23 protein-coding genes are annotated in these 23242 nt (G+C 62.6%); 19 read left to right on the plus strand and 4 right to left on the minus strand.

The features are described from left to right. Positions 1 to 96: 96 nt before the first annotated feature. The 13 genes from phnC (at position 97) to phnP (ending at position 11132) form a co-directional block, all read left to right on the plus strand. Positions 97 to 921, plus strand: a complete 825-nt coding sequence (gene phnC / locus F0A16_RS09945) for a phosphonate ABC transporter ATP-binding protein (protein WP_149435228.1) — start codon at positions 97 to 99, stop codon at positions 919 to 921. 90 nt (positions 922 to 1011) lie between these two features. Next, the gene (phnD, locus tag F0A16_RS09950; protein ID WP_149435229.1) at positions 1012 to 2058 is read left to right on the plus strand and encodes a phosphonate ABC transporter substrate-binding protein; all 1047 of its coding nucleotides are present in this window, start codon (positions 1012 to 1014) and stop codon (positions 2056 to 2058) included. 114 nt (positions 2059 to 2172) lie between these two features. After that, a complete protein-coding gene (gene phnE, locus F0A16_RS09955) occupies positions 2173 to 2964 on the plus strand; it encodes a phosphonate ABC transporter, permease protein PhnE (protein WP_149435230.1) in 792 nt (263 codons plus the stop codon). 34 nt (positions 2965 to 2998) lie between these two features. Then, positions 2999 to 3811: a phosphonate metabolism transcriptional regulator PhnF gene (gene phnF, locus F0A16_RS09960; RefSeq protein WP_187775962.1), complete on the plus strand. Its 813-nt coding sequence runs from the start codon at positions 2999 to 3001 to the stop codon at positions 3809 to 3811. Continuing rightward, positions 3808 to 4260, plus strand: a complete 453-nt coding sequence (gene phnG, locus F0A16_RS09965; protein WP_149435232.1) for a phosphonate C-P lyase system protein PhnG — start codon at positions 3808 to 3810, stop codon at positions 4258 to 4260. The genes phnF and phnG overlap by 4 nt, the downstream gene beginning before the upstream one ends. 17 nt (positions 4261 to 4277) lie before the next feature. Next, positions 4278 to 4913 (plus strand): phosphonate C-P lyase system protein PhnH, encoded by a 636-nt coding sequence (gene phnH / locus F0A16_RS09970; protein WP_239023781.1) that lies wholly within the window; start codon positions 4278 to 4280, stop codon positions 4911 to 4913. Beyond that, positions 4913 to 6094 carry a carbon-phosphorus lyase complex subunit gene (locus F0A16_RS09975; RefSeq protein WP_149435234.1) on the plus strand — a complete coding sequence of 394 codons (1182 nt, stop codon included), beginning with the start codon at positions 4913 to 4915 and terminating at the stop codon, positions 6092 to 6094. The genes phnH and F0A16_RS09975 overlap by 1 nt, the downstream gene beginning before the upstream one ends. Before the next feature lie 64 nt (positions 6095 to 6158). Further along, positions 6159 to 6992 (plus strand): alpha-D-ribose 1-methylphosphonate 5-phosphate C-P-lyase PhnJ, encoded by an 834-nt coding sequence (locus F0A16_RS09980; RefSeq protein WP_149435235.1) that lies wholly within the window; start codon positions 6159 to 6161, stop codon positions 6990 to 6992. Further along, the gene (locus tag F0A16_RS09985) at positions 6989 to 7879 is read left to right on the plus strand and encodes a phosphonate C-P lyase system protein PhnK (protein WP_149435236.1); all 891 of its coding nucleotides are present in this window, start codon (positions 6989 to 6991) and stop codon (positions 7877 to 7879) included. The genes F0A16_RS09980 and F0A16_RS09985 overlap by 4 nt, the downstream gene beginning before the upstream one ends. A gap of 11 nt (positions 7880 to 7890) precedes the next feature. After that, complete coding sequence (gene phnL / locus F0A16_RS09990; RefSeq protein WP_149435237.1) at positions 7891 to 8658, plus strand: phosphonate C-P lyase system protein PhnL; 768 nt, start codon at positions 7891 to 7893, stop codon at positions 8656 to 8658. Next, on the plus strand, positions 8655 to 9803 hold the full coding sequence (locus F0A16_RS09995; RefSeq protein WP_149435238.1) for an alpha-D-ribose 1-methylphosphonate 5-triphosphate diphosphatase: 1149 nt from the start codon (positions 8655 to 8657) through the stop codon (positions 9801 to 9803). Before phnL ends, F0A16_RS09995 begins: the two co-directional genes overlap by 4 nt. 25 nt (positions 9804 to 9828) lie before the next feature. After that, positions 9829 to 10380 (plus strand): ribose 1,5-bisphosphokinase, encoded by a 552-nt coding sequence (gene phnN, locus F0A16_RS10000; RefSeq protein ID WP_149435239.1) that lies wholly within the window; start codon positions 9829 to 9831, stop codon positions 10378 to 10380. Further along, positions 10377 to 11132: a phosphonate metabolism protein PhnP gene (phnP, locus tag F0A16_RS10005; protein WP_149435240.1), complete on the plus strand. Its 756-nt coding sequence runs from the start codon at positions 10377 to 10379 to the stop codon at positions 11130 to 11132. Before phnN ends, phnP begins: the two co-directional genes overlap by 4 nt. Positions 11133 to 11177: 45 nt before the next feature. Here phnP and F0A16_RS10010 read toward each other — a convergent pair whose 3' ends face one another. Continuing rightward, complete coding sequence (locus F0A16_RS10010) at positions 11178 to 11843, minus strand: GntR family transcriptional regulator (RefSeq protein ID WP_149435241.1); 666 nt, start codon at positions 11841 to 11843, stop codon at positions 11178 to 11180. Between the two features lie 140 nt (positions 11844 to 11983). On the opposite strand from F0A16_RS10010, the gene F0A16_RS10015 reads away from it, so the two are divergent. Genes F0A16_RS10015 through F0A16_RS10035 form a run of 5 tightly spaced genes read left to right on the plus strand, consistent with a single transcriptional unit; the run spans position 11984 to position 16665 of the window. Then, on the plus strand, positions 11984 to 12982 hold the full coding sequence (locus F0A16_RS10015) for an NAD(P)-dependent oxidoreductase (RefSeq protein WP_149435242.1): 999 nt from the start codon (positions 11984 to 11986) through the stop codon (positions 12980 to 12982). A gap of 9 nt (positions 12983 to 12991) precedes the next feature. Further along, positions 12992 to 13669, plus strand: a complete 678-nt coding sequence (locus F0A16_RS10020) for an RraA family protein (protein WP_149435243.1) — start codon at positions 12992 to 12994, stop codon at positions 13667 to 13669. 53 nt (positions 13670 to 13722) lie between these two features. Further along, complete coding sequence (locus tag F0A16_RS10025; RefSeq protein WP_149435244.1) at positions 13723 to 14691, plus strand: tripartite tricarboxylate transporter substrate binding protein; 969 nt, start codon at positions 13723 to 13725, stop codon at positions 14689 to 14691. Positions 14692 to 14697: 6 nt separating this feature from the next. Further along, positions 14698 to 15135 (plus strand): tripartite tricarboxylate transporter TctB family protein, encoded by a 438-nt coding sequence (locus F0A16_RS10030; RefSeq protein ID WP_149435245.1) that lies wholly within the window; start codon positions 14698 to 14700, stop codon positions 15133 to 15135. 21 nt (positions 15136 to 15156) lie between these two features. Next, positions 15157 to 16665, plus strand: coding sequence for a tripartite tricarboxylate transporter permease (locus tag F0A16_RS10035; protein ID WP_223119753.1), 1509 nt, complete (start codon positions 15157 to 15159; stop codon positions 16663 to 16665). 172 nt (positions 16666 to 16837) lie between these two features. On the opposite strand, the gene F0A16_RS10040 is transcribed toward F0A16_RS10035, so the two are convergent. Beyond that, on the minus strand, positions 16838 to 20026 hold the full coding sequence (locus F0A16_RS10040; RefSeq protein WP_149435246.1) for an efflux RND transporter permease subunit: 3189 nt from the start codon (positions 20024 to 20026) through the stop codon (positions 16838 to 16840). Positions 20027 to 20130: 104 nt separating this feature from the next. Beyond that, positions 20131 to 21312, minus strand: coding sequence for an efflux RND transporter periplasmic adaptor subunit (locus F0A16_RS10045; RefSeq protein ID WP_149435247.1), 1182 nt, complete (start codon positions 21310 to 21312; stop codon positions 20131 to 20133). A gap of 536 nt (positions 21313 to 21848) precedes the next feature. Here F0A16_RS10045 and F0A16_RS10050 point away from each other — a divergent pair. After that, positions 21849 to 22766 (plus strand): AraC family transcriptional regulator, encoded by a 918-nt coding sequence (locus F0A16_RS10050; protein WP_338100602.1) that lies wholly within the window; start codon positions 21849 to 21851, stop codon positions 22764 to 22766. 35 nt (positions 22767 to 22801) lie between these two features. On the opposite strand, the gene F0A16_RS10055 is transcribed toward F0A16_RS10050, so the two are convergent. Continuing rightward, complete coding sequence (locus F0A16_RS10055) at positions 22802 to 23191, minus strand: RidA family protein (RefSeq protein ID WP_149435249.1); 390 nt, start codon at positions 23189 to 23191, stop codon at positions 22802 to 22804. Positions 23192 to 23242 lie beyond the last annotated feature (51 nt).

The raw sequence follows: 23242 nt of genomic DNA on the forward strand, positions 1-23242 counted from the left end.
AATAACCGTCACACGACGTCGCCAGACTGTGTTCAACACTCTGGGCCAGGGGTTCATGATCCGACTCGCGGCCCGACACTTTCCGGGACGAATCGCATGACTGCCATCGTTAGCGTCGAACGGCTCGACAAATCCTTCGGTCCCCATGCGGCCCTGCGCGAGATCGGTTTCGAGATCCATGCCGGCGAGCTGGTCACCCTGATCGGACCGTCGGGATCGGGCAAGTCGACCCTGTTGCGCCACCTCATCGGATTGACCCGCGCCGACCGCCGGTCGCACAGCCATGTTCGGGTGCTGGATCGCGACGTCCAGCACGGCGGGCGTCTGCTCGGCGCCAGCCGCGAACAGCGCCGCCGCTGCGGCTACATCTTCCAGCAGTTCAACCTCGCCGGTCGGTTGAGCGTCATGACCAACGTGCTGATCGGTCACCTCGGCGCGATGCCGCGCTGGCGGGCGCTGACCGGGCGCTTCACCCAGCAGGAGCGGGATCTGGCGCTACGGGCGCTGGAGCGCGTCGGCATCGTCGGACTGGCCCATCAGCGCGCCAACACGCTGTCGGGCGGCCAGATGCAGCGCGTCGCCATCGCCCGGGCGCTGGTGCAGGAGGCGGAAGTGATCTTCGCCGACGAGCCGATCGCCTCCCTCGATCCGCGCAGTGCCCGCGAGGTGATGGAGATCCTGCAGCGGATCAATCGCGAGGATGGCCGCACCATCGTCGTCACCCTGCATCAGGTCGACGTTGCCCGCCGCTACTGCCGCCGCGCCATCGCACTGAAGCAGGGCCGCCTCTACTACGACGGGCCGATCGCGGGTCTCACCGACGTTCGCCTGCAGGCGCTCTACGAGAACGCCGGTCTCGACGAGCTCGAGTCCCGCCAGCCCGATCACCGGATCGCGACGCCGCTGCACGCGGTGGGCTGATCCGGGCGCACGCTCGACCGCTGACCATCGATTCGTTGCCACAGACCTATCACCAACGATCCATCATCAACGACACTTCAAGGAAACGACATGATCTCATCCCTCTTGCGCCGCACGGCCCTGCCGCTGATCGCCGGGCTCGGCCTGCTCGGCGGCACGCTCGCCATGAGTTCCGCTCAGGCCGCCGACGAGCCGCTGCGCTTCGGCATCATCTCCACCGAGTCGAGTTCCAACCAGTCGACCCAGTGGCAGCCATTCCTGGACGACATGTCCGACGCCCTGGGCGTCAAGGTCGAGCCGTTCTTCGCCACCGACTACGCCGCGGTGATCCAGGCGATGCGTTTCGACAAGATCGATCTGGCCTGGTACGGCAACAAGTCGGCGATGGAAGCGGTCGATCGCGCCGGCGGCGAGATCTTCGCCCAGACCGTCGCCGCCAACGGTGCGCCGGGTTACTGGAGCCTGATGATCGTCAACAAGGACAGCCCCTACAACACGGTTGAAGACGTGCTGGCGCACGCCGGCGAGCTGACCTTCGGCAACGGCGACCCCAACTCCACCTCGGGCTACCTGGTGCCGGGCTACTACGTCTTCGCCAAGAATCACGTCGATCCCAACACCGCGTTCAAGCGCACGCTCAACGCCAACCACGAGACCAATGCGCTGACCGTGGCCAACGGCCAGGTCGACGTCGCCACCTTCAATACCGAGAGCATGGAGCGTCTCGAACTCACCCATCCCGACAAGGCCGCCCAGCTCAAGGTGATCTGGAAGTCGCCGCTGATCCCCTCCGACCCGCTGGTCTGGCGCACCAATCTGCCGCAGCAGACCAAGGACGAACTGCGCCAGTTCTTCCTCAGCTACGGCGATACCGACAAGCAGAAAAAGATCCTCGAACCGCTGCAGTGGTCCGGCTTCGCCGCTTCCGACAACGACCAGCTGCTGCCGATCCGTCAACTGGCGCTGTTCAAGCAGCGCGCCCAGGTCGCCGCCGACGATTCCCTCGATGCCGACGACAAGCAGAAGCAACTCGCCGATCTCGATGCGCGTCTCGAGTCGCTGAACCAGCGCATGGACGCTCGTGAAGCCGCCCAGGCCAAAAAGGCCGGCAACACCACGGCGATGGCGACCCAGTAAGTCAAGAAAGAGTAAGTCAAGAAAGCGCTTTCTGAACACGAGTCTCTGACAGGCCGGGGCGGCATCTACGCCGCCCCCTTGCCATCTTCATGATCGATGCAGCGGAGTCCATGCATGACCACTTCCACACTCGATGCGCGAGCCCGATCGGGTAAACGCAGCTGGACCACACTGCTGGGCTGGGCGATCGCCGTCATTGTTCTGGGCTGGGCCTGGCAGGGCGCCGAGATGGCCCCGAGCCTGCTGTTCCAGAACGCCGGCAACATGGCGACCCTGGCCGCCGACTTCGTGCCGCCCACTTTCGGCAGCCTCGATCACTATATCGATCAGATGCTGGTCACCATCCAGATCGCCATCTGGGGCACGCTGCTGGCGGTGCTGTTCGCGATCCCCTTCGGTCTGCTCTCGTCGGACAACCTGGCGCCGTGGTGGATCAACCAGCCGGTGCGGCGGCTGATGGATGCCTGCCGCGCGATCAACGAGCTGGTCTTCGCGATGCTGTTCGTGGTCGCCGTCGGCCTGGGGCCATTTGCCGGCACCATGGCGCTGTTCGTCCACACCACCGGCGTGCTCGCCAAGCTGTTCTCGGAAGCGGTGGAAGCCACCGATGCCGGGCCGATGGAGGGCGTTCGCGTCACCGGTGCCGGGCGCCTGGAAGAGATCATCTTCGGACTGATACCGCAGGTTCTGCCGCTGTGGATCTCGGTCAGCCTCTATCGCTTCGAATCCAACATCCGCTCCGCCACGGTGCTCGGCATGGTCGGCGGCGGCGGTATCGGCGTCTCGCTGTGGGAGACCATGCGCGGGTTTCAGTACACCGAGACCGCCACGATCATGCTGGTGATCATCGTTGCCGTCACCTTGCTCGACATGGTGTCGCAGCGTGTTCGCAAGCGTTTCATCTGATGCTGGGGCTTTCCCGGCTTTTTTGGGCCTGATGATGTCTAGACAAATCCTCTCGATACCCCGCTACCGAGAACTGGCCGAAGTGCTGGTCCGCGAGGTCCGTACCGACTACGGCCCCGGCGACCTGCTGCCGACCGAGGCGCAGCTCGCCAAGCGCTTCGCGGTCAACCGCCACACGGTACGCCGGGCGCTGGACGAACTGGTCGCCGCCGGGCTGGTGACCCGCCATCAGGGGCGCGGCACCCAGGTGGTCGACCGGCGGCTCGACTACGCCGTCAGTGCCGGCAGTAAGGTGACCCAGAATCTGGCCAGCCTCGGCCTGCCCTCGAACACCTGCTGTCTCGAACAGGGGCTGGTGACGCCCCCCGAGGCCATCGCCCAGCGCTTCGGGCGCTCCGCCAGCGAGCCGCTGCTGCGGGTCGACACCGTGCGCACCGTCGATGACGCGCCGCTGATGCGACTGCGCCACTGGTTCGATCCCGAGCGGGTACCGGGCTGGCTCGAGCGCTATCGCGGCGGTTCCACCCGCGCCCTGCTGGGCCAGCATTATGGCTTGCGCCTGCATCGCCGACGGGTACGCATCGATGCCGCCGGCGCCGATCGCGACGACACCCGCTGGCTGCAGTGCCCGTTCAACGCCCCGCTGCTGGTGATGACCAGCGACAACACCGACGCCGCCGGCGTGCTGGTGGAAGTCTCCGTGGGGCGGGCGCGTGCCGACCGGCTCTCCTATCACATTGATTTCGATGACGCCGTGGGCCGGGATTTCGACGAAGCCGCTGGCCGTCATCGCGACGCCGCCGGCGACCCTTCCGATCTTTTTCCATCCGACGAGGACGACGCATGACCCACACCCCTCGAGGAGCCCGTCAGCGCTTGCTGGCGCTCTCCTCCCGTCAGCACATCGAGGCCCGCTGGGGCGCACTGGGCGCGTGGCTCGGCGATTTCCCCAGGCACCGCTGTGTCCGCGGTCCGGAGACCGGCATGGCGATGCTCAAGGGGCGTACCGGTGGCACCGGCAACGCCTTCCACCTGGGCGAGATGACCCTGACCCGCGCCAGCGTCGCCCTCGACGACGGCACCGTCGGCCACGGCTGGGTGCGCGGTCGCGATCATCGCCACGCCGAGCTGATCGCGCTGGCCGATGCCGTCGCCCAGCACGCCGAATGGCAGGAAGCACTCGAGACGCGACTGCTCGCGCCGCTGGCCGCCGAACTGGCCGAGCGCCAGCGCCGCGACGCCGCCACCGCCGCCGCCACCCGGGTCGATTTCTTCACGCTGGTGAGGGGGGAATGACGATGGAGAAGGGAACCGTGACGCAGCACAGAGGGGCGTCGAGTGCCGCCTGGCCCGGGCTGGCCGACCCCGCCCACGACAGCCAGCGCCTGTTTCGCCAGATTCTCGGCGCCATGTCCGAACCGGGCACGCTGACGACGCTGGCCGTGCCGGCACCGCCCCAGGCGGCGCCGAGTGACGCCCTTGGCGCCGCGCTGTGGGGAGTGATACTGACACTCTGCGATCTCGAGACACGCGTCTGGATTGCCGCTGACCTCGACTCGCCGCCCCTGCGCGAGGCGCTGACCTTCCACACCGGGGCGCGCATCACCGACGACCCGGCGAACGCCGATTTCGCGCTGCTGACCCATGAATCCTTCGATCCACAGACGCCGTTTGCGCTGGGCAGCGACACCTATCCCGACCGCGGCACCACGCTGCTGGTCGCCGTCGAGCGACTGGCCAACGCCGAGCCCTGGATTCTCTCCGGGCCTGGCATCGAGACCATCCGCGCACTCGACATCGGCGATTCCCCCGGCTGCCGGGCGCTGATGGATCGGCTGGCCGCCAACCGCGCCAGTTTCCCGCGGGGTTTGGACATGATCTTCGGCTGCGGCGCGCGGCTGGCGGCAGTGCCCCGCAGCACGCGCGCCGATTCTCGGGAGGTGAACTGATGTACGTTGCCGTCAAGGGAGGCGAGCAGGCCATCGCCAGTGCCCACCGCTGGCTGGCCGACCGCCGTCGCGGCGATCGCGATCGCCCGGAACTCGAGGTCGCCCAGATCGGCGATCAGCTGCGTCTGGCCGTCGACCGGGTGATGAGCGAGGCCTCGCTGTATGACCCCGAACTCGCCGCGCTGGCGTTCAAGCAGGCCAGCGGCGATCTCACCGAGGCCGTGTTCCTGCTGCGGGCCTATCGCACCACGCTGCCGCGACTGGCGGTCAGCGAGCCGCTCGACACCGCCAGCATGCGCATCGAGCGCCGTATTAGCGCCACCTACAAGGACATCCCCGGTGGCCAGATTCTGGGGCCGACCTACGACTACACCCACCGCCTGCTCGACTTCCTGCAACTGGCCGGTGCCGAGGTGCCGGCCGCCGAGATTCGCGAAGAGGTCACCGACGCCGAGGCGTGCCCGCAGATTCTGGAGCTGCTCAACGACGAAGGCCTGGTGGAGCAGGAGATCGACGATGGCGCCGAGCCATCGGATATCACCCGCGATCCGCCGGATTACCCGATGGACCGTGCCGCCCGGCTGCAGATGCTGGCCCGCGGCGACGAGGGCTATCTGCTGGCGCTGGGGTACTCCACCCAGCGCGGCTACGGCCGCAACCACCCGTTCGCCGGCGAGATTCGCCTGGGTCAGGTGGAAGTGGAGATCCACGTCGACGAGTGGGACGAGACGATCTGCGTCGGCGAGATCGCGCTGAGCGAGTGCCAGATGATCAACCAGTTCAGCGGCTCGCGCGAGGCCGCGCCGCAGTTCACGCGGGGGTACGGCCTCGCCTTCGGCCACAACGAGCGCAAGACCATGGCCATGGCGCTGGTCGATCGTGCCCTGCGCGCCGAGGAGCTGGGCGAGCCGATCATCGGCCCGGCGCAGCAGGCGGAGTTCGTGCTGGCCCACGCCGACAGCGTCGACGCTTCCGGCTTCGTCTCGCACCTGAAGCTGCCGCACTACGTCGACTTCCAGTCCGAGCTCGATCTGCTGCGCCGCCTGCGACGCGAGCATGCTCAGAACACCTCTTTTGGACAGTCCGAATCTCACGGCAACCCAGCCACAGAGGGAGAAACGTCAGTGAGGAAGTCGGGACAAGGCAAACACGACCGAGAAAGCGGAGTTCATGGGTTATGAATGAGCACTTTGAGGGCGTGTTTAACGCCGTATCCGACGACGCAGCTAGTTTCGGGAGCCCAAGATGAACGGATACAACTTCGCCTACCTCGACGAACAGACGAAAAGAATGATCCGCCGCGCGCTGCTCAAGGCGGTGGCGATCCCCGGCTACCAGGTGCCGTTCGGCGGCCGCGAGATGCCGATGCCCTACGGCTGGGGCACCGGCGGCGTGCAGCTCACCGCCAGCATTCTGGGCGCCGACGACATTCTCAAGGTGATCGACCAGGGCGCCGACGACACCACCAACGCGGTCAGCATCCGCCACTTCTTCCAGCGTGTCGCCGGCGTCGAGACCACCACCGCGACCACGGCGGCGGATGTGATCCAGACCCGCCACCGGATTCCCGAGACGCCGCTGAGAAGTGGCCAGATCCTGGTGTTCCAGGTGCCGATTCCCGAGCCGCTGCGCTTCATCGAGCCCAGCGAACAGGAGACCCGGCTGATGCACGCGCTGGAGGAGTACGGCGTGATGCACGTCAAGCTCTACGAGGACATCGCCCGCTACGGCCATATCGCCACCACCTACGCCTATCCGGTCAAGGTAGACGGTCGCTACGTGATGGACCCGTCGCCGATCCCCAAGTTCGACAACCCCAAGCTCGACGGCAACCCGGCACTGATGCTGTTCGGCGCCGGGCGCGAGAAGCGGCTCTACGCGATCCCGCCCCATACCCGGGTCGAGAGTCTCGACTTCGAGGACCATCCGTTCGAGATCCAGCGCTGGGAGCACAGCTGCGCGCTGTGCGGCAGCGACCGCAGCTATCTCGACGAAGTGATCACCGACGACAAGGGCGGGCGGATGTTTGTCTGCTCCGATACCGACTACTGCCAGACCCGGCGGGGAGAAGTGGCATGAAGAAGCCTCGACTGACACGTCCGGTCCTGCTGGACGTCCAGGACATCACCCGGCTTTACGGCCCCGCCAAGGGCTGCGAGGCGATCGACTTTCGACTCCATGCCGGCGAGGTGCTGGGCATCGTCGGCGAGTCCGGTTCCGGCAAGTCGACGCTATTGCGCGTGCTCGCCGGACTGGAAGCGCCGGACGCGGGTCGCGTGATCTATCGACGGGCTGTTCACGAGCCCGAAGCCGCTCGAGCCGATTTCCACGAGCCCGAAGCCGCTCGAGCCGGCGCCGGGGAAGACGTGCTGGATAAGGGAGAGTTGGAGAGGGACGAGGCCGAGCTCGATCTCTACGCCGTCGGCGAGGCGCGTCGCCGGGCGCTGCTGCGCCTGGAGTGGGGGCTGGTGCATCAGAATCCCCGCGATGGCCTGCGCATGGGCGTTTCCGCCGGGGCCAATATCGGCGAACGGCTGATGGCCCAGGGCCAGCGCCACTATGGCCAGCTCCGCGCCACCGGACAGGCGTGGATGCGCCAGGTCGAGCTCGATCCCGGGCGTATCGACGATGCCCCGCGCACCTTTTCCGGCGGCATGCAGCAGCGCCTGCAGATCGCCCGCACCCTGGTCACCCGGCCACGGCTGGTGTTCATGGACGAGCCCACCGGCGGGCTGGACGTCTCGGTCCAGGCGCGGCTACTGGACATGCTGCGCACGCTGGTGAGAAGCCTCGGCCTCTCGGTGGTGCTGGTCACCCACGATCTCGCCGTGGCGCGTCTGCTCGCCCACCGGCTGATGGTGATGCGACGCGGTCAGGTGGTGGAGACCGGCCTCACCGATCAGATTCTCGACGACCCGCAGCACGAATATACGCAGCTGCTGGTGTCATCCGTGCTCACCCCTTGAGGATATCTTCGATGCTTTCCGAGACTGGCGTTTCCCCGAAGCCCTCCCTGCCTCGCCTCACGGTGGATGGGCTCCACAAGCAGTTTCTGCTGCATGGGCAGGGTGGGCTCGAGATCGACGTGATGCGAGATCTCTCGCTGACGCTGCATGCCGGCGAATGTCTGGTGCTGGCCGGACGCAGCGGTATCGGCAAGAGCACGCTGTTGAAGATGCTCTATGGCGACTACCGCATCGATCAGGGTTGGATCCGGCTGCATTTCGACGACGGCGAACTCGATTTGGAGACACTGCCTGCCTACGCCTGGCACGGCCTGCGTCGCGACGTGATCGGCTATGTCAGCCAGTTTCTGCGCGTGGTACCACGGGTCGCCGCCGTCGACGTGGTGATGGAGCCGCTGCTGGCGCGTGGTGCCGACGAAAACGAGGCCCGCCAGCGCGCCGAGACGCTGCTGGCCCGGCTCAACCTGCCCGAGCGACTGTGGCGACTGCCGCCCGGTACCTTCTCCGGCGGCGAGCAGCAGCGCGTCAACATCGCCCGCGGCTTCATCGGCGAGCATCCGCTGCTGCTGCTGGACGAGCCCACCGCGTCGCTGGACGCCGCCAATCGCGACGTGGTGATCGCGCTGATCCATGAGGCCAAGGCACGCGGTACCGCCATGCTCGGCATCTTTCACGACGAGGACGTGCGCGAGCGCGTCGCCGACCGCCTGCTGCCGCTGGATGGCAGCCTGGGCAGCCCAGCCGCCACCAGCCAGTCCTTCCGGGAGAGCCTGTCATGAGCGCACAGGAACAGATTCTGACCCACGCCAGATTGGTGCTCGACGACGAGACGATCGACGGCACCCTGGTGATCCGCGATGGCCGGATCGCCGCCATCGATCACGGTGCGAGCCAGTCAGCGGGCGCCATCGACTGCGAGGGCGACCTTGTGCTGCCGGGGCTGGTCGAGCTGCACACCGACAACATGGAGAAGTACTTCCAGCCGCGGCCCAAGGTCGAGTGGCCGAGTCTCCAGGCCGCGCTGGCCCATGATGCCCAGATGGCGGCCAGCGGCATCACCACCGTGTTCGATGCGGTCTCGGTGGGCGATGTCGACGAGCAGAGCATGCGTCACGGCGCACTCGACGAGATGTGCCATGCCCTGTCGCGGATCGCTCGCGACGGTCTGGCGCGGGTCGATCATCGCCTTCATCTGCGCTGCGAGGTGAGCCACCCCAACACGCTGGCGCGGTTCGAGGAGCTGTCGTCATCACCGCTGCTGGGGCTGGTGTCGCTGATGGATCACGCTCCCGGACAGCGGCAATTCGCCAGCCTCGAGGCCTATCGCATCTATTATCAGGGCAAGTACAAGCTCGATGACGCCGCAATGAATGCCTTCATGGCATCCCAGATCGACAACAGTCAGCGCTACAGCGCCGAGCATCGTCGCGCCATTGCCGCGATCTGTCGCGAGCGCGGTCTGGCGATCGCCAGCCACGACGACGCCACCGTCGAGCATGTCGCCGAAAGTCATGAGTACGGCACCCGGGTCGCGGAGTTTCCCACCACCCGCGAAGCGGCCGAGGCCTCCCACCGGGCCGGCATGGCGGTGATGATGGGCGCGCCCAACGTGGTTCGCGGCGGCTCCCACTCCGGCAATATCGCCGCCGCCGAGCTGGTCGAACTGGGTGTGCTGGATATCCTGTCGTCGGATTACTACCCGGCGGCGCTGCTCGACGCCGTATTCCGGGTTGCAGCGATGGAGAACGGCTACGCCTTGCCCCGTGCCGTCGCCACCGCGACCCGCATTCCGGCCGAGGCGGTCGGTCTGCTGGACCGTGGGCGCCTGGCGCCGGGGCTGCGCGCCGATCTGCTGCGGGTGCGGCTGGCCGACGATCACCCCATCCTGAGAAGGGTGTGGGCCGCCGGTCAGCAGGTTCATTGATGCCGTATTTTCTGAGAGGTCCGAGATGTCGCGTCTGATCTACGTGATGGGCGCCAGCGGCGTCGGCAAGGACAGCCTGCTGCGCGAGCTGGCACGGCGTCGCCCGGACGCGCTGGTGGCGCATCGCTATATCACCCGGGCCAGCAGCGGGGCGGAGAACTGTATCGAGCTCTCCCGCGAGGCATTCCACTGGCGCCGCGAGCAGGGGCTGTTCTGTCTCTCGTGGCGCGCGCATGGGCTCGACTACGGTGTCGGCATCGAGATCGAGACGTGGCTGGCGGCGGGGCATACGGTGGTACTCAACGGCAGCCGCCGCGCGCTGGAAGGGGCCCGCGAGCGATTCGGCGAGTCGCTGGCGCCACTGCTGGTGGTGGCGGATGCCGAGGTGCTGCGGCGGCGTCTGATCGCTCGCGGCCGCGAGACGCCGGCCGAGATCGCGGCGCGGCTGGCGCGCGGCGACGAGGTGGATTCGCTTGGCGATGTCCCGCGGATCGATAATGGCGGCGAGCTGGCGCATGGCGTGAAGGCGCTCGAAGCCTGGTTCGACATGCCACACGCTCCGGAACATTCGGTGTGAAGCTGCGCTTCGCGGGTACCGGCGACAGCGCCCAGGTGCCCTGTTTCGGCTGCGACTGCCCGGCGTGTCAGCGTGCGCGGCTGCTGAGCTGTCACCGTCGCGAGCCTTGCGCCGGCGAGATCGAGCTCGATGGCGACCTGATCCTGATCGACGCCGGCCGCATGGATCTGGTCGCCCGCTGCGAGCGTCAGCGCCCGGCCGCGATCCTGTTGACCCACTATCACGCCGATCATGTCCAGGGGCTTCTGCATCTGCGCTGGGGCCGGGGCGAATCGATTCCAGTCTACGGTCCCAAGGACCCTCAAGGCTGCGCCGACCTGCACAGGAACCCCGGCATTCTCGACTTCCGGCCCGGCCTCAAGCCGTTTCGGCCGCTCATCCTTGGCGGCCTCACGGTGACACCGCTGCCGCTCAATCACAGCAAGCCGACGCTGGGCTACGCGCTCTCCGACGGCGTCAATCGGGTCGCCTGGCTGTGCGACACCGTCGGCCTGCCCGGCGCCACCGAGCAGTTCCTGCGTGAATGGCGTCCGGATGCGCTGGTGATCGATGCCACCCACCCTGATTCGCACCGCAGGCCGCGCAATCACAACAACCTTTCCATGGCACGGGAGACGATCGTACGGCTCGCCCCGGCGCGTGCCTGGCTGACCCATATCAGCCACGAGCTCGATGCCGCCGTGATGGTCGGCACGGCGACGCTGCCGGCGGGCGTCGAACTCGCGGCCGACGGGCTGGAAATCGTGTTCTGAATCGCTTCAAAAACCTCTTTACCACCACGCTAATCCTCTCTCGGATCAGCGCTCTTTTTGATTCGTGATCAAGGCGATTCTTTGAAAACGTCCATTGCGCGTGTGACGTCGCATGGCTTCTTCTGCTGCTGCGCTGTCGCCATTCTCTATCGCGCGATAGATCGCTTCATGCTCGGAAAGGGACCATGAATCATAGTTGTACTGACCTTGAGTAGACCCACGAATCATCCCGGCAGAAACGAGCAGAATGCTGGCAGTTCTTTGTACATACCGATTCCCGGAGATCCGATAGATACACCCGTGAAAACGATCATTGATTTCCAGGAAATCCACCTCATTCTCGCAGCCGTCGCGCTGCTCGTCGAGAATCCGTCGCAGGTCGAGTAGGTCATTGGTTCGTGCCCTCTTCGCCGCTAGTCGTGCGGCTAGACATTCGACGGCTTCGCGCATGTCATAAATTTCTTCCGCACGGTCGATATCGATTTCTGCCACTACCGGGCGTCCACCACTGCCAGCTGTCAAAAAACCTTCATTCAATAAACGATGGATGGCTTCGCGAGCGGGCGTTCGGCTTACATTAAAACGACTACAGATGTCGGCTTCGCTGACTCGCTGCCCCGGCACGAGTTCTCCCTCACGCAGAAGGTCACGGACCCGGGCGTATACACCATCGCTGAGCGACGTATCCACCTTGGGAGCGTCTTGACTCATCGTATGTGGCTCCTGTCATGTCTCGTCCAAAAAGAATACTCGGGAAGCAACATTCTGATCAAACTGTATACCTTTGTCGAATTTTTTGCCGATTTTGTATGTGATTAAGTTTGCAAAAGCTTTATTTGGATACCAATCGCATGGCTCAAGGCAGCAAAAAAATTCTCGTCACTCGGGATCGCATCGATGAGGAAGCCGAGAGGACGCTCGACCTGAACGGTTACGAGTGTATTTTCTCGCCTCCCTATGCGTCTCCGGTGGATGTGGCGCGTACGGCGAGTGACGCTCAAGTGGTAGCGATCATGGTGTCCCAGGGAAAGATCACGGATGAGGTGATTGCCGCTTCCGATGCGCTCAAGGTCATCGTGAAGCACGGTAGTGGCGTCAATAACATCAACTTGAGGGCCGCGGAGCGCCGTGGGATTCCGGTCTTTCGGGCACTCGGTGCCAACTCGCGCGCCGTTGCCGAGCACGCGATTGCATTGATGCTGGCGTTACGCAAGTCATTACCTCGGCTCGATGCTGCGACGAGGCAAGGCAATTGGTTGAAAGGCTCGTTCGTCGGCCACGATCTCCTCGGGGCTCAGGTCGGCTTGATCGGGCTGGGAGGCATTGGCCGGGAAACGGCGAAACTAGCCAGCGCCATCGGTATGCGAGTGAGAGCATTCGATCCGGCGCTGTCAGGGAGCGTCAGTGAGGGTGACGCTTTCTCTCTTTGCGGGGACCTCGATGAATTGGTTTCCCGTTCCGACATCATTTCTCTGCACTGCCCTCTCGTACCCACGACTCACCACCTGGTCGACAGAGAGTTTCTATCGAAGATGCCGCGCCATGCGGTCCTCGTGAACACGGCGCGAGGCGGCATCGTCGACGAGCAGGCTCTGGACGTGGCGCTACGAGATGGCGTCATCGCCGGCGCCGGAATAGACAGCTTCGAAGACGAGCCGATCGATTCCGGCCACGCACTTCTCTCTTCCCCGAATTTGATTGTCACTCCCCATGTTGCTGGCCTCACGCCTGGCGCCGAGCGCGCAATGGCCATGACGGCGGCGCAACTCATCATGGATACGATCGACGGCAGGGAAGTGCCTTCTGCATACCGCGTCGAGGCGACTGCTCTCGGCGGACTTGAAGAATAGGAGACAGCAATGACCGAGGGATTCAGGGTTAAAAAGGAATGGTCCCGCATCGGCGATGATGAAGTTCGCCGGGCAAAGCTACTGCCGGTATCGAACATCAGCGATGTCATGTCCCGTCGCTTCGGCGCTCCTGCGGGCCTCCGCGCCATGCATCGCGGCGGGAAGATGGCCGGCCCTGCGCTGACCGTCAGTGTGCGGCCTGGTGACAATCTCATGCTGCACAAGGCTCTTGTCATGGCACAGCCTGGCGACGTGATCGTCGTCGATGCCGGCGGCGCGCTCGATAACGCCATCATAGGGGAATTGATGCTCGCTCGCGGCGTTCAGGCCGGGATTGCTGGAATTGTCATCTGGGGCGCTATTCGGGACGCAGGCAGCATCGCCCAGCAGGACGTGCCGGTCTTTGCCTCGGGGGTGTCCCATCGCGGTCCTTATAAAGACGGGCCTGGAGAAATCGGATTTCCCATCGCCGTGGGCAACATGCTCGTAAACCCAGGCGATCTCATCGTGGGAGATGAGGACGGCATTTTAGCGATCCCCCGCGAACAAGCTAGTGTGATCCTCACGCGCGCCGAGGGTAAACACCATTCCGAAGAACAACAACTCCAGACTACGCTGCAAGGTAAATACGATGCAACGTGGATCGATGATGCGCTGAAAGAACTCGGCTGCGAGTTTACCTCTTAGCTGGCGCTCGCCAACTAAACTTTTCAAGATTTCTCATCGTGAGGAAATTGACAATGAAAATATTAAGAAATATTGGACATGTCGCCGTTATCATTTCGGCAGTCATGTTGGGAGTGGGGTCGACCGCTCAGGCCCAGGAATTTCCAACTCGTGGAATAGAATTCATCGCCGGATACGGACCTGGCGGTGGTCACGACACCATGCTACGTATGATGTCAAAAATCATTCAACAAGAGGGAATAGTTGATGCCAGTATCAATGTAGTGAATAAACCAGGTGGAGCAGGCGCTAGTGCGTTGGGTTATCTAAACTCACACTCGGGCGATGGTCATTACTTGATGGCCGCTACTTCATCATTTATTACTACGCCGTTGGCAACAGATGTTGGGTTAAATTATGAAGACTTTACCCCAATTGCGCGATTGGGTATCGACCCCACTATCCTAGTAGTACCTGCTAATTCTCCAATCCAAAATCTAGATGATATAAAATCTTCTGAGCGTGTTCTAAATGTCGCCGGTGGAGGGCGCGGTCAGATCGAACATATCGCCACAATAATGGTGAGTGATGCCCTCGAAAAAGAATTGAACTTTATTCCATTTCAAGGCGACGGCGAGGTGGCGACTGCTGTGCTCAGCGGCCAAGTCGACTTTGCGATGATCAATCCCGGGGCAGTTTCCGAGTTCCTAAAGTCTGGGCGGCTGCGGGCTATCGCAATATCTACAGAGGAGCGTGCACAGGCTTTTCCTGAGCTCCCAACCTTCAAAGAGCAGGGGTATGACGTAATCGCTTCAGTATTCCGTGGTGTAGTCGCGGCAAAGGATATTTCTGATGAAGCAAAGAATTATCTGGTAGATATGGTGGAGAAAGTTCAAGAAACTCCAGCATGGGAGGAGGATTACCTTGAGCCTAACAGCATAGTCCCCGGCTACCTTGGCCCCGATGATTTCGCTAAATACCTTGAGAAAACTAACGAACTCTATAAAGAAACTCTGGTTGACCTGGATCTGATAAGTGAATGATTGGTTATGAAATATTCTGAAATCACCTTGTCGATCATGCTGGCCGCTTTTGCGGCCAGCATCTCTGTCGGTGCCATTGAACTAAAATACTCCGATCAGTATTCTTTCGGCCCCGGATTCGTGCCATTGACTGTTGGACTTTTACTATTGTTATGCTGTTTCCTTCAGCTGGTGAGGGCCTGTAAGCGAGAGGGCGGCGACAATTCCGACGATCAGGTGGAAAAACCGAATTTTCGAGGGCTGCTTATTACTATTGCAATTCTTTCAGCAGGGATTTCGGCAATGGCGTTCGGGGCGGTGCTCATTCCCCTTATAGGTATCGTATTCTTGATATCCTGGTTGGTCTCTGGTCACACCTTGGCGATGTCAGCCATTATTAGCGTCGTAACAACGCTAGTCATCTACGTAATATTTTCCATTTGGCTGGGTCTGCCGGTCCAGTAATAATCGGGCGGGAATTCTGTCATGCAGTCTTCAATAATAGAATTGATAAATGCGTTATCACAATTTGCCACACCTTCCAATTTATTGATGATATTTGTGGCAGGGTTGATAGGCACGATTGTCGGGGCGCTTCCAGGCCTCGGCCCTTCAGCCGGTATCGCTCTCATGATGCCTTTAACGTTCGGAATGGACCCGATTTCTGGTCTTAGTCTGTTGACGGGCGTATATATGGGAACGATGTACGGTGGTCGCCTTACCGCTATTTTGATCAATACCCCAGGAGATGCCCCTGCTATTGTCACCGCACTCGATGGTTATCCCATGATGCGGCAGGGAAAAGGTGGATTGGCGCTAGGTATATCGGCAGTAGCATCATTTATCGGCGGTATGTTCGGTCTTGTCATGCTGATTTTTTTCGCGCCGGTGATCGCGGAGTACGCCATTTATCTGGGGCCCCCCGAATATTTTATGCTGATGTTGCTTGGCCTAAGCATGATTATCGTGCTGGCTGGGGCGGACCCTCTAAAGGCAACCATTGCGACTCTCTTTGGCGTTTTGCTGAGCACTATCGGTAGCGATTACGTTTCGGGTAATACTCGCTTTGTGATAATGCCAGAACTCATCGAGGGGGTCGATTTTGTTGCGGTAATTATTGGCCTTTTTGGTATCGGTGAAGTTCTTGTCAACATCGAAAAACGTGTTCGACTCGATATGGGAAAGCCTAGGTTTCGTATTAGAGAGTTCATTCCTGGCGGAAAGGATTTGCGTAAGATTTCGATGCCAACGCTGCGTGGATCATTGCTGGGCACGCTGATTGGCGTCCTTCCCGGTGCGGGAGCCACAATCGCTACCTTTGTTTCGTACATTACAGAAAGAAAGCTATCGAAGACACCTGATAGATTTGGCCAAGGCGCGGAGGAGGGGCTGGCGTCTCCGGAAGCAGCCAATAACGCTGCTGTGCCTGGCTCACTCATTCCACTTCTGACACTAGGAATTCCGGGATCGGGTGGCACCGCTATCATGTTGGGCGCGTTAATCATGTTTGGCCTGAATCCTGGCCCAATGCTGATGATACAGTCAGCAGACATCGTTTGGGGTGCTATTGCGGGACTGGTTATAGCAAATTTTTTCTTGCTTGCTTCGAACGTGCTTTTAATCCCATTGTTTGTGAATGCACTACGTTTAATTCAAAGGCACCTTGGTCCAATAGTGGTGGCTTTTTGCCTGGTGGGTGCTTTTTCTATCAATTACGGCACTTTTAACATATGGGTTGCTGCAATTTTTGGACTTATCGGTTATTTGATGAAAAAGGCTGATTATCCTGCGGGACCCTTTATTCTGGCACTGGTTCTGACACCGCTAGCTGAAAACTATCTCCGCCAGGCAATCATGATCGGTCAGGGGTCTTGGGCAATTTTCTTTTCCAAACCGCTGACAACCTTGTTTACATCATTGGTTATATTGGTTATTGTAATCGGTCTTTTAAAAAGACCTTTGATGAAGTTGTGGCAGTCGCGCAAGGGGGGGTAGCGTCTCGAGCCCTAGGAACCTCTTGCGTCCTGCGCTTGGTAAGCGTTTTGATTCATCTTTTGTCCAGAGACCGCCGTCGGCGCCCGACTGCAATATTCATCGGGCGCCAAGGGTAATAGGCGTCGTTGGGTTGATGTTTTAACGCTACAAGTTTCTCTCGAAGAGCATTTACTCAGATAGATTTGTGCGTTGACGATGGGGCGGGTGTTTCGCCTTCCATCGTCGAGCCGTGATCCGGGCTGAGCGGACCGGCCAGCTTGCGCAGCGCCACGTAGAAGACCGGCGTCAGGAACAGGCCGAACAGGGTCACGCCGAGCATCCCGGCGAACACCGCGATCCCCAGCGCCTGGCGCACCTCGGCCCCGGCGCCGTGTCCCAGCGCCAGCGGTATCACCGCCGCGGTGAAGGTGATCGAGGTCATGATGATCGGACGCAGCCGCAACCGGCAGGCCTCCAGTGCCGCCTCCACCACGCTGCGACCCTGGAACTCGAGTTCGCGGGCGAATTCGACGATCAGGATGGCGTTCTTGCAGGCCAGCCCGATCAGCACCACCAGCCCCACCTGGACGAAGACGTTGGTATCGCCGCCGGAGATCTTGACGCCGACCAGCGCCGACAGCAGGCACATCGGCACGATCAGGATCACCGCCAGCGGCAACGTCCAGCTCTCGTAGAGCGCGGCCAGCACCAGGAACACCAGCAGCACCGCCAGCGGGAACACCACCAGCGCGGCATTGCCCTGGGTGAACTGCTGATAGCTGAGGTCGGTCCATTCGAAGTCGATGCCATCCGGCAACACCCGCTCGCCGATATCGGACAGAACGCTCATCGCCTGGGGCGAGGAGAGCACTCGCGGGTCGGCTTCGCCGGCCAGGTCCGCGGCCGGGTAGCCGTTGAAACGCAGCACCGGGTCGGGACCGAAGCTCTGATGGATATCGATCATCGAGCCGATCGGCACCATCTCGCCCTGGGCGTTGCGGGTGCGCAGCCGGGCGATATCCTCGACGCTGTCGCGGTACGGGGCGTCGGCCTGGGCGATGACCTGCCAGGTGCGGCCGAAGGTGTTGAAATCGTTGACGTAGGTAGAGCCCAGATAGGTCTGCAGGGTATCGAACAGGTCGCTCACCGCGACGCCCTGGGTCTTGGCCTTGAGTCGGTCCACCTCGGCGTCGAGCTGGGGCACGTTGGCTTGATAGCTGGTGATCGGGTAGCTCATCCCCGGCGTCTGCACCACCGCGCCCTGGAATGCGGTCACCGCCTCCTGCAGCGGGCCGTAGCCGAGGCCGCCGCGATCCTCGATGAACAGCTGATAGCCCGAACCGTTGCCGAGACCCAGAATCGGTGGCGGCATGAACGAGAACGCGATGCCATCCTTGAGACCACTGATCTTGCCGGCGATCTCGGCGTTGATCTCCGCCGCGGTGCGGGTGCGCTGATCGAAGGGCTTCAGGGTCAAAAACGCTAACCCGGTGTTGGCGGTGTTGGTGAACTGCAGCGCGTTGAGGCCGGGGAACGAGATGGCGTGTTCGACGCCGTCGGTCTCCATGGCGATATCCACCACCTGGCGCAGCAGGTCATCGGTACGATCCAGCGAGGCGCCCTCCGGCAGCTTCACGCCGGCGATCAGGTACATCTTGTCCTGGACCGGGATGAACCCCGGCGGCACCAGCTTGAACAGATAGCCGGTAGTGCCGAGCAGGATCAGGTAGACCACGAATACCGCGCCACGTCGGCGCAGGCTGCCCGAGACCACGCCCTGGTAGCGATTGGAGCCGGCGTTGAAGAAGCGGTTGAACGGCCGGAACAGCCAGCCGAACAGGAAGTCGATCACCCGGGTCAGACGGTCCCTGGGCGCGTCGTGGGACTTGAGCAGCATCGCCGCCAGGGCCGGTGACAGGGTCAGCGAGTTGATCGTCGAGATCACCGTGGAGATGGCGATGGTGACCGCGAACTGGCGGTAGAACTGGCCGGTCACGCCGGAGAGGAACGCCATCGGCACGAACACCGCGCACAGCACCAGGCCGATGGCGACGATCGGCCCGGACACCTCGCGCATCGCCTGGTGCGCGGCGGCGCGTGGCGCCAGCCCCTGGCCGATGTTGCGCTCCACGTTCTCCACCACCACGATGGCGTCGTCGACGACGATGCCGATTGCCAGCACCAGCCCGAACAGCGTCAGGGTATTGATCGAATACCCCAGCAGCAACAGCACCGCGAAGGTACCCACCACCGAGACCGGCACCGCCAGCAGCGGAATCAGCGACGCGCGCCAGGTCTGCAGGAACAGCGTCACGACCAGCACGACCAGCAGTATCGCCTCCAGCAGCGTCTGAATCACCGAGCGGATCGAGTCGCTGACGAACAGCGTGGTGTCGTAGACGGTGCGATACTCGACCCCCGGCGGGAACTGGGTGGCCAGCTCGTCCATGGTCCGGATCACCTGGTCGCGGATCTGCAGGGCGTTGGCACCGGGCGATTGGAAGATGCCGATCGCCACCGCGTCCTTGCCATCCAGCCGGGAGCGCAGGGTGTAGTCGCCCGCGCCCATCTCGAGACGAGCGACGTCCCGCAGCCTCAGAACCTCGCCGTCTGCGCCGACTTTGAGCACGATATTGCCGAACTCCTGCTCGGTGGACAGGCGACCCTTGGCGTTGATCAGGGTGAGGAAGTCGCTGTGGGGCATCGGCTCGGCGCCGATCTGTCCGGCGGAGACCTGGACGTTCTGTTCGCGCATGGCGTCGACCACGTCGCCGGCGGTGAGACCGTGGGACGCGATGCGATCGGGATCCAGCCAGGCGCGCATGGCGTAATCGCCGCCGCCGAACATCTGCGCCTCGCCGACGCCGGAAATCCTCGCCAGCTGATCGCGCACGTGCAGGCGCGCGTAGTTGCGCAGGTAGAGGGTATCGTAGCTGTCGTCCGGCGAGACCAGGTGCACCACCATCAGGAAGGTGGGGGACTGCTTCTGGGTGGTCACGCCCTGTCGCCTCACCGCTTCTGGCAACCGCGCTAGCGCTTGGCTGACCCGGTTCTGGACGCGCACGGTGGCCTGTTCGGGGTCGGTCCCGGGCTGGAAGGTGATGGTCATCTGCAAGACGCCATCGGAACCGGCCACGGACTTGTAGTACATCATGTCCTCGACGCCGGTGATCGCTTCCTCCAGCGGTGTCGCCACGGTCTCCGCGATCTCCTTGGGGTTGGCACCCGGGTAGGTGGTGCGGACCAGCACCGAGGGTGGCACCACCTCCGGATATTCGCTGATCGGCAGATTGGGGATGGAGATCACTCCCACCGCGAAGATGACGATGGAGAGCACCGCCGCGAAGATCGGCCGGTCGACGAAAAAGCGGGAAAAATTCATGACAGCAGGCTCCTGGGCGGCGGGGACGATGCCCGCCGCGTCTTGTCATTCAGAGGAGAGAAGGGCTTCAGGATGCGTTGGGTGGATCGCCGTGCGGTGCTTCCTCAGGATCGGGTGGCAACAGCGTTGCCCACGCCCGCCTCGCGCATGGCGATCGGGTTGGGTGTGACCGGCATGCCAGGCGCAAACACCTTCTGAGTACCGTTGACGATCACCCGCTCACCGGCCTTCAGTCCGTCGCGGATCACCACCAGCTCTCCCACCTCGCGGCCGAGCTCCACCTGACGGGGCGTCACCGTATTGTCGTCGCCGACCACGTAGACGAAGCGGCGGTCCTGATTGGCGAGCACCGCCTTGCGGTTGATCAGCATCGCCTCGCTGAGGTTGGCGACGGGCATCTCCACCCGCGCGAACTGGCCGGGCCTGAAGGCGCCATCCGGGTTGGGCAGGACGGCGCGATAGCGCAGCGTACCGGTGTCGGCGTTGATCTGGTTGTCGACGAAATCCAGCTGCCCCTGATGGGGGAACCCCGTCTCGCCTGTCAGGCCGATATGTAGCGTCATGGTCTCGCCCCGGGCCAGCAGCGTCTGCGCTCCCAGTGCTTCGGCTTCGTTGCTGTCGAAGTAGACGTACAAGGGATCCACCGACACCAGCGTGGTCAGCACCGACTGGTCGGCGCTGGCGAGATTGCCCTTGGTGACCATGGCTCGCCCGGTGCGGCCCGTCACCGGTGCGGTGACTCGGGTGTACTGCAGTTCCAGTTCGGCACTGGTCAGCGCGGCTTCGGCCTCGGCTTCCTGCGCCCGGGCATTGAGCGCCGCCGCCTTGCGTTGGTCGTACTGTTCCCGGGAGATGGCCTGTCGGCCGATCAGGGTGTTGGCCCGGCCGGCTTCCACCTCGGCGAGTTGACGCTGGCTGCGTGCCTGCGCCAATGATGCCCTGGCGGCCTGGACACGAGCCTCGTAGGGGCGGGGGTCGATACGGAACAGCAGGTCGCCCGCCTCGACCAGTTCTCCTTCCTCGAAGGCCACCTCGTCGATATAGCCGCTCACCCGTGGCCTAACCTGCACGGTCTGCGGCGAGGCCACGCGGCCGGTAAAGGTCTCCCGCAGGGTGACCGGTTCCACCAGCACCGTTGCCACGTCGACTTCCGGAGGCGGCGGCGCACTGGCGGAGTCCGCTTCACCATGGGCATCGCAGCCGGCGAGCAGCGCGATGACGAGCAGTATCCCCAGGCCGCGAGTCAGACCCGTTTTCGACAGACGCTTCTGGTCGGACTTGTTCATTGTTGGGCTTCCCTTTTTCGTTCCCGGTCATCGATCCCTTGCCCCATCGTCCGCAGCGGATCGCCCTGGCGAGCGCTTCGAGCCGGCGTCGAGGTTTGGCGACCGACGGAGTCGATAGGAAGGCCGTCGATCAACCGATGAAAACGAGGCGCGCGCGGCGCCGATCAAAACGCGTCGCCGCCCTTCGCAAGACGGCGAGTGCCGACATGGGATCATGGATTACCAATCTACGGTCTCGCCGCCAGCGGGCGTTATCGATTTACTCCGCGTTGATTGCCTGATCCTGTCGATATCGTCGATCCAGGAAGAAAGACATTCATTGGCTTCTGAGGACTATCGAGGATTGTTTGGCTAACTTGCCTGTTCCTTCAAAGGTCTTGCCCAATTCTGCATAAGTCGCTAATTCGTCATAAAAGCGCCGTTATGACGGAATATAATTACGATTCATCAAGATCGGGAATTTGCGATCCATGAGGGGTGGAAACGTGAGTGTCGTGCAGCCTGTTTTCAAAACGCTAGATGACGAACTCGCCCAATTGGCGAAAACTCTAGCCCGTCAGATTCAGAGGTGGGCGCCGGAAGAGGGTCTGACGCCGACGTCGGTGCCAGGGCTGGAACTGGTGCGCGCCAACTCCTCGCTCACCACCTGTATCGGCTCGACGGTCTATGACCCTTCGCTCTGCCTGATCGCGCAGGGAAGTAAGAGAGTGTGGCTGGGGGATCGGGAAATCGATTATGGACCGCTGAGCTGTATGGTGTCGGCGGTGCATCTGCCGGTCCTGGGTAAGGTAACTGAAGCCTCGGCGGAAAGGCCCTACCTGGGGCTGAAGCTTGCCGTCGACGCCCAGGAAATCACCGATCTGGTGCTGGAGCTGGGTGAGGGGCTGAACGAGGTGGAGGCGCGGGAGTGCGCCGAGAGCGCTTGCGGCCTCGGGCGGGTACAGGCCGAGAAGGGCCTGGTGGAGGCCATGCTGCGGCTGGTGAGCCTGCTCGATTCACCCCAGGACATTCGCATTCTCGCACCGCTGGTGCGGCGCGAGATCTTCTATCGTGCATTGATCGGCGAGATCGGCCTGCACATGCGCAAGTTCGCGGTAGCCGATACCCAGACCCATCGCATCTCGAAGGTGATCGCTGCACTCAAGGATCGCTTCACCGAGCCGCTGCGCGTTCGCGAACTGGCGGAGATGGTGAACATGAGCGAGTCGTCGCTGTTCCACAGCTTCAAGCAGGTCACGCGGATGTCGCCGGTGCAGTTTCAGAAAAAGCTGCGACTCCACGAAGCGCGCAGGCTGATGCTGGCCGAGGGGATGGAGGCGGCCACCGCCAGTTTCCGCGTGGGGTATGGCAGTCCATCCCATTTCAGCCGCGAATACAGCCGCCTTTTCGGCGTGCCGCCCCGCACGGACGTGAGCAAACTGCGCGGCGAGCTGCCGCAGACCGCTCGCGCCTGACCGTTCGCCCAGGTCGTCGGTGTCGAGTACCGAACTCAGTCGCCGATGACCATGACCGCTTCCGCTTCCACCTGACTGCCCTTGGGAAGCTGCTTGACGCCAACCGCGGCGCGAGCCGGGAACGGCGACTGGAAGAACTCCTCCATCACCTTGTTGACCACGGCGAAGTTGTCGAGGTCGGTCAGGTAGAGATTGAGCTTGACGATGTCCTGCAGCGAGCCGGCGGCTTCCTGGCACACGGCGGTCAGGTTGGTGAAGACTTGGCGGGCCTGCGCCTCGAACTCCTGGGAGACCAGTTCCATGGTCTTCGGATCGAGCGGGATCTGACCCGAGAGATAGACGGTATTGCCCGACTTGATCGCCTGGGAATAGGGGCCGATGGCGGCCGGGGCGTTGTCGGTGTTGATGACGGCTTTGTTGCTCATGGCATACCCTCCAGCACTGCATGAATGTCTGCGCAGACTCGGTGTGGCCTT

It is taken from the genome of Salinicola corii (assembly GCF_008298015.1).
GTDB lineage: Bacteria > Pseudomonadota > Gammaproteobacteria > Pseudomonadales > Halomonadaceae > Salinicola > Salinicola corii.

What these genes read in the sequence shown, in the direction of transcription:
- phnC (WP_149435228.1), top strand. Translation starts at nt 97, where the DNA reads ATGACTGCCATCGTTAGCGTCGAACGGCTCGACAAATCCTTCGGTCCC.
- phnD (WP_149435229.1), top strand. Translation starts at nt 1,012, where the DNA reads ATGATCTCATCCCTCTTGCGCCGCACGGCCCTGCCGCTGATCGCCGGG.
- phnE (WP_149435230.1), top strand. Translation starts at nt 2,173, where the DNA reads ATGACCACTTCCACACTCGATGCGCGAGCCCGATCGGGTAAACGCAGC.
- phnF (WP_187775962.1), top strand. Translation starts at nt 2,999, where the DNA reads ATGTCTAGACAAATCCTCTCGATACCCCGCTACCGAGAACTGGCCGAA.
- phnG (WP_149435232.1), top strand. Translation starts at nt 3,808, where the DNA reads ATGACCCACACCCCTCGAGGAGCCCGTCAGCGCTTGCTGGCGCTCTCC.
- F0A16_RS09975 (WP_149435234.1), top strand. Translation starts at nt 4,913, where the DNA reads ATGTACGTTGCCGTCAAGGGAGGCGAGCAGGCCATCGCCAGTGCCCAC.
- F0A16_RS09980 (WP_149435235.1), top strand. Translation starts at nt 6,159, where the DNA reads ATGAACGGATACAACTTCGCCTACCTCGACGAACAGACGAAAAGAATG.
- F0A16_RS09985 (WP_149435236.1), top strand. Translation starts at nt 6,989, where the DNA reads ATGAAGAAGCCTCGACTGACACGTCCGGTCCTGCTGGACGTCCAGGAC.
- phnL (WP_149435237.1), top strand. Translation starts at nt 7,891, where the DNA reads ATGCTTTCCGAGACTGGCGTTTCCCCGAAGCCCTCCCTGCCTCGCCTC.
- F0A16_RS09995 (WP_149435238.1), top strand. Translation starts at nt 8,655, where the DNA reads ATGAGCGCACAGGAACAGATTCTGACCCACGCCAGATTGGTGCTCGAC.
- phnN (WP_149435239.1), top strand. Translation starts at nt 9,829, where the DNA reads ATGTCGCGTCTGATCTACGTGATGGGCGCCAGCGGCGTCGGCAAGGAC.
- F0A16_RS10010 (WP_149435241.1), bottom strand. Translation starts at nt 11,843, where the DNA reads ATGAGTCAAGACGCTCCCAAGGTGGATACGTCGCTCAGCGATGGTGTA.
- F0A16_RS10015 (WP_149435242.1), top strand. Translation starts at nt 11,984, where the DNA reads ATGGCTCAAGGCAGCAAAAAAATTCTCGTCACTCGGGATCGCATCGAT.
- F0A16_RS10020 (WP_149435243.1), top strand. Translation starts at nt 12,992, where the DNA reads ATGACCGAGGGATTCAGGGTTAAAAAGGAATGGTCCCGCATCGGCGAT.
- F0A16_RS10025 (WP_149435244.1), top strand. Translation starts at nt 13,723, where the DNA reads ATGAAAATATTAAGAAATATTGGACATGTCGCCGTTATCATTTCGGCA.
- F0A16_RS10030 (WP_149435245.1), top strand. Translation starts at nt 14,698, where the DNA reads ATGAAATATTCTGAAATCACCTTGTCGATCATGCTGGCCGCTTTTGCG.
- F0A16_RS10035 (WP_223119753.1), top strand. Translation starts at nt 15,157, where the DNA reads ATGCAGTCTTCAATAATAGAATTGATAAATGCGTTATCACAATTTGCC.
- F0A16_RS10040 (WP_149435246.1), bottom strand. Translation starts at nt 20,026, where the DNA reads ATGAATTTTTCCCGCTTTTTCGTCGACCGGCCGATCTTCGCGGCGGTG.
- F0A16_RS10045 (WP_149435247.1), bottom strand. Translation starts at nt 21,312, where the DNA reads ATGAACAAGTCCGACCAGAAGCGTCTGTCGAAAACGGGTCTGACTCGC.
- F0A16_RS10055 (WP_149435249.1), bottom strand. Translation starts at nt 23,191, where the DNA reads ATGAGCAACAAAGCCGTCATCAACACCGACAACGCCCCGGCCGCCATC.